Below are 4,814 nucleotides of genomic sequence, written 5' to 3'. Positions count from 1 at the left end.
AGGCAACCGCACGCGCGAGGCGCTGTTCAATATTCTTGCCCATGCGGATTTCGAGGGGTTCGATCTTGAAGGCGCGCGTGTGCTGGATCTCTTCGCAGGCTCCGGCGCGCTAGGCATCGAGGCCATTTCGCGGGGCGCCTCCTTCGCGCTTTTCGTGGAAGAACATGCCGAAAGCCGGGCGGCGATCCGCAGCAATGTCGAGGCGCTTGGTCTCACCGGCAATACGAAGATTTACAAGCGCGACGCCACCAAACTCGGCCCGCGCCCCGGCAGCGTCGGCCCTGCCTTTTCGCTCCTCTTCGCAGACCCGCCCTACGGCAAGGGGCTTGCCACGGCGGCCCTTCTTTCCGCGCGGGAGGGAGACTGGCTCGCCCCCGGCGCGCTCTGCGTGGTGGAAGAAATTGCGATGGCGGATTTCGAAGCGCCCGAGGGCTTCGAGGAAGTGGACCGGCGCCGATACCGCGACACAGAACTCATTTTCATGCGCCTCGCATGAGTTTCCCGTCCTGGTTCAGGATTTTCTTCATGCAAGGAGCGTGACGTGACACTGCTTCCCGGTCTTTCCCTTCTCGCCGATGATTATGATGCGCTGCTCTGCGATGTCTGGGGCGTGCTGCATAATGGTCGCACGGCCTATCCGGGCGTGGCGGATGCGCTGGCGCGGTTTCGCGCGAAGGGAGGCCATGTGCTTCTGCTTTCCAATGCGCCGCGCCCTTCGGGCCAGTTGCCTGCCATGTTCCGCCAGATGGGGATCCCGGAAGATGTCTATGACGGGATTCTGACATCCGGTGACGCCACGAAATCCTGCATTGCTTCCCATGAGCATGGCACACGCTGCTTCCATATCGGGCCGGAGCGCGACCTGCCGCTTTTCGAGGACACAGGTGTCGCTTGTGTGGATGAAGCGGAAGCGGAGTTCGTTCTCACGACCGGCCCCTTCAATGATGATGTGGAAGGGCCGGAAGATTACCGCGAGATGTTCGAGCGGCTGGCCGCACGGGGGCTGACACTGGTCTGCGCCAATCCCGATATTGTGGTGGAGCGCGGCGACCGCCTCATCTATTGCGCAGGGGCGCTTGCAAAGCTTTATGCGGAACTCGGCGGCAAGGTCATCTATTTCGGCAAGCCGCATGGGCCGGTTTATGGCATCGCGCGGCAGCGTCTCGCGGATTTTGCCGGCGTGACAATTCCTGACAATCGCATTCTTGCCGTGGGTGACGGCCCGCTGACGGATATCAAGGGCGGCAATGATGCGGGCATTGATGCTCTCTTTATTACCGGCGGTATTGCCGCTGCGGATTGCGGTGCCGATCCTGAAAAGCCGGAAGAGGAGCGCGTGGCGCATGTCCTCGCCCGCGCCGGAGTGCGCGCTGTGGGGGCCATGCCCCGCCTCGTCTGGTAGGGCGCGGCGCGGGGTGCCTTGCACATACGCATACTTGACGCTCCCCGGTCGATCCGCCATGACCTGTGCCTGAGTTTTTCCCTCCGGAGCCTCCGCCCCGTCCATGAAGATCATCCGTCACTACGAGCAGGTACCGCCCGGTCTCCGGGGCGCGGTTTATGCGCTCGGCAATTTCGACGGCGTGCATCTCGGCCACCAGCAGGTGATCGGGAAGGCGGCAGAGGTGGCACGGCAACTTGGCGTGCCGCTTGGCGTGCTGGTTTTTGAGCCGCATCCGCAGCAATTCTTCTTTCCCGACAAGCCTTTCTTCCGCCTCACGCCCTTTCGGGCAAAGGCGCGCCTGCTCGAAAAAATGGGCGTGGATGTGCTGGCCGCCCTGCCCTTCGATACCCGCCTGTCGCACATGCTCGCCCCCGAATTCGTGATGGATGTGCTGGTGAACGGGCTACAGCCCGTGCATGTCGTCGCGGGATATGATTTCCGCTTCGGCAAGGGGCGTGGCGGCGATGTGGCGACACTCTCTTATATGGGCGAGATGGAAGGCTTTGGCGTCAGCATTGTGGACGCCGTGAAGGAGGATGGCGTGACCTATTCCTCAACCCGCATTCGCGAGCTGCTTGCCAAGGGTGATCCGCGCGGAGCCGCGAAGCTGCTCGGCCATTGGTGGACGGTCGAAACCCATATCCAGCAGGGCGACCAGCGGGGCCGAACCATCGGCTTTCCGACCGCCAATCTGCCGCTTGAGGACCATGTGGAGCCCGCGCTTGGCGTTTATGCGGTGCGGATCGAGATCGAGGACGGGCCGCATAAGGGCGTTTATGACGGTGTGGCAAATGTTGGCCGCCGCCCGACCTTCGACAAGCAGGATGTGCTGCTGGAAGTCCATATATTCGACTTTACAGGCGATATTTATGGCGCTCATGCGGCTGTTTCCTTCATCGATTACCTCCGCCCGGAGCAGAAATTTGACGGGCTGGAGAGTTTGCAGGCTCAGATAGCCAAAGACAGCAAAAAGGCCCGAGCCATTCTTGCCGCACTGGCTAATGAAGAATGAGCGCCATCCGCGATCCTGCCGATTTTATCCGCCGCAACACGGCGCTCCACGAACCGCCCCTCATTCCTGAAATCAGGCTGCATCTTGCCAGCGAGATTGTGCCTATCTGGCAAATGACTGAGGAAGAGCTTCAGGAGAACGGCCTTCCGCCGCCCTTCTGGGCCTTCGCCTGGGCGGGCGGGCAGGCTTTGTCCCGCTATATTCTCGACAATCCCGATGTCGTCAGTGGCAAAAACGTGCTGGATTTCGGATCCGGCTCCGGCCTGATCGGCATTGCGGCCAAAATGGCGGGCGCGCGATCAGTTCTTTGTGCCGACATTGATGTGTTTGCCGAGCAGGCAATCATTCTGAACGCAGCCGAGAACCAGACCTCCCTCACCGCCACGACCGAAGACCTTGTAGGCGGGGAGAACCGGGGCTGGCAGGTCATTCTCGTGGGCGACATGTGCTATGAGGGACCGCTTGCGGCGCGCATCGAGGCCTGGCTGCGCCGCCTTGTGAGCGAAGGGGTAGAGGTGCTGATCGGCGATCCGGGCCGCACCTATCTGCCCAAGAGCGGGCTTGAGAAACTCGTCTCCTATGCAGTGAAAACCACACGGGAGCTTGAGGATTCCGATGTCCGAAATACGAGCGTCTGGCGGCTTCTTGCGGTCTGACTGTTCAAAATCGCGCCTCCGCACTTGCGCGCCCGCACATCTGCTTCCCCAATTTGGGCTTCCCTCGGCCTCACCACAGACCATAATTCCGAAACGGAACCGACTTAGGAGAGCCAGATGAGCGACCATGTTCTGACAAGCATCGACAAGGGCGTGCTGACCATCACGCTCAACCGCCCTGACAAGAAGAATGCGCTGACGGAAGCCATGTATGCGGCGCTGGGGGATGGCTTGCAGCGGGCCGCCGAAACACCCTCCATCCGCGCCGTGTTGATTACTGCCAATGGCGACGCCTTCACGGCGGGCAATGATCTCGGAGATTTTGCCGCTGCGGGAAACCGGCCCGTTGATGACGGCTCTGTCGAGCGCCCCGTGGCCCGCTTCTTGCGGCTTATTGCAACGGCGGAGAAGCCGATCATTGCCGCCGTGAACGGTCTTGCCGTGGGTGTCGGAGTGACGATGCTGCTTCATTGCGATCTGGTCTATGCGGGCGAAAGCGCCACTTTCCAGATGCCTTTCGTCAATCTCGGCCTCATTCCCGAAGCCGGCTCAACGCTTCTGCTGCCCCGCATGATCGGTGTTCAAAAGGCAGGCGAGCTTTTCCTTACCGGCAAAAAAATCGGCGCTGCCAAAGCAGAACAGCTCGGGCTTGTCGCGGATGTCTTCCCCGACGCAGAATTGCAGGAGCGGGCACGGGGCATTGCGCAGGAAATTGCCGCCAAGGCACCAACCGCCATCAAACTGACCAAGCAGCTTTTGCGCGGTGGGGCAAATCATGCGGAAGTGGCAGCCCGCATGGCGGAAGAAGGCGCGCATTTCGGGGCGCAGCTTCGCTCAGCAGAGGTAAAAGAGGCGATCAGCGCCTTTTTCGAGAAGCGCCAGCCTGATTTTTCAAAATTCGGCTGATTTGATTTGCCGCGTCGGCAAGTAACTGTGCCTTGACGCTCAATAGGCGTGAGGGCGGGCGCCTACGGCGAGGCGGCTGCCCCACAGACGGGCCTGCCCTGACTGACCGAAGGCAAGCGGGCGGCGATGGGAAAGCGGGTTTGCAGCCATATGAGGCTGCGGATTTGCGATCTGGATTGCCCCCAGCCTGCGCTCTGCCGGGTGCAGCGTGCCTTCTCGGTCTTCAATCAGCAATTGCAAGTTGAGCACGCGGCCCCAAGCCCGCCAGCGCGAGGAAGCGTCAACGCCATCTTCTCCGGCATAGATAACAAGGCTGTGCGCGGGATGGTCGCGGTGGCTCAGCTCCACGATGGCCATGAAGTTTTTCCGCTCCGTATCGCGCGGCAGGATGCGCAGCGCCACCCCTTCATAAGCGGAGATCGGCTCCGACCATTCGAAGCGGCCGAGAATGGGGGAACTGTCATAGGCGGAGACGGCATCCTTGTAGATCGTCGCGAAACGGATGAAGCCCAGCGCCCTCTCCGACCAAGCCGTTGCCTTTATGGCAACATGCTCCGGCAGATTGAAAGGGTCGGCGTCAATCTCGCCCCCGCGCCAGATGCGCTTGCGGTTTTTCGCTTCACTGAACTTACCGGACACCAAAGGCACTTCTCCCGAAACAGATCATGACGGAAGCCTAATGCGCATGGGTTGGCATGCCGTTAACGCTTCGGGCCATTTCGGCGCATTTCGCGCCGCGCGCAGCCGCCTTTGGCTTTGCGCCTGCTTTGCGGCATTCTCGGCCCCTTCGCAAAGA

6 protein-coding genes are annotated in these 4,814 nt (G+C 61.1%); 5 read left to right on the top strand and 1 reads right to left on the bottom strand.

The genetic code is table 11. The features are described from left to right. From WBF74_RS04685 to WBF74_RS04665, 5 genes are all read left to right on the top strand, one after another. Positions 1-496 (top strand): RsmD family RNA methyltransferase (locus WBF74_RS04685; protein ID WP_424435905.1); only part of this gene is annotated, 496 nt, incomplete at its 5' end. Positions 497-541: 45 nt separating this feature from the next. Further along, positions 542-1,402: a TIGR01459 family HAD-type hydrolase gene (locus tag WBF74_RS04680; RefSeq protein ID WP_424435902.1), complete on the top strand. Its 861-nt coding sequence runs from the start codon at positions 542-544 to the stop codon at positions 1,400-1,402. Between the two features lie 103 nt (positions 1,403-1,505). Continuing rightward, the gene (locus WBF74_RS04675) at positions 1,506-2,456 is read left to right on the top strand and encodes a bifunctional riboflavin kinase/FAD synthetase (RefSeq protein ID WP_424435899.1); all 951 of its coding nucleotides are present in this window, start codon (positions 1,506-1,508) and stop codon (positions 2,454-2,456) included. 5 nt (positions 2,457-2,461) lie between these two features. Continuing rightward, positions 2,462-3,112 (top strand): class I SAM-dependent methyltransferase, encoded by a 651-nt coding sequence (locus tag WBF74_RS04670; protein WP_424435908.1) that lies wholly within the window; start codon positions 2,462-2,464, stop codon positions 3,110-3,112. A gap of 117 nt (positions 3,113-3,229) precedes the next feature. Further along, a complete protein-coding gene (locus tag WBF74_RS04665) occupies positions 3,230-4,018 on the top strand; it encodes an enoyl-CoA hydratase (RefSeq protein ID WP_424435896.1) in 789 nt (262 codons plus the stop codon). A 39-nt stretch (positions 4,019-4,057) separates the two neighbouring features. Here WBF74_RS04665 and WBF74_RS04660 read toward each other — a convergent pair whose 3' ends face one another. Next, complete coding sequence (locus tag WBF74_RS04660; RefSeq protein ID WP_424435894.1) at positions 4,058-4,657, bottom strand: DUF6101 family protein; 600 nt, start codon at positions 4,655-4,657, stop codon at positions 4,058-4,060. Between the last annotated feature and the right edge of the window lie 157 nt (positions 4,658-4,814).

The sequence above is a fragment of the Parvibaculum sp. genome, from assembly GCF_049672805.1.
Lineage (GTDB): Bacteria > Pseudomonadota > Alphaproteobacteria > Parvibaculales > Parvibaculaceae > Parvibaculum.
Note: the sequence above shows the minus strand (reverse complement) of the source record. Positions and strands in the feature narration are given on the sequence as shown.

What these genes read in the sequence shown, in the direction of transcription:
- WBF74_RS04675 (WP_424435899.1), top strand. Translation starts at nt 1,506, where the DNA reads ATGAAGATCATCCGTCACTACGAGCAGGTACCGCCCGGTCTCCGGGGC.
- WBF74_RS04665 (WP_424435896.1), top strand. Translation starts at nt 3,230, where the DNA reads ATGAGCGACCATGTTCTGACAAGCATCGACAAGGGCGTGCTGACCATC.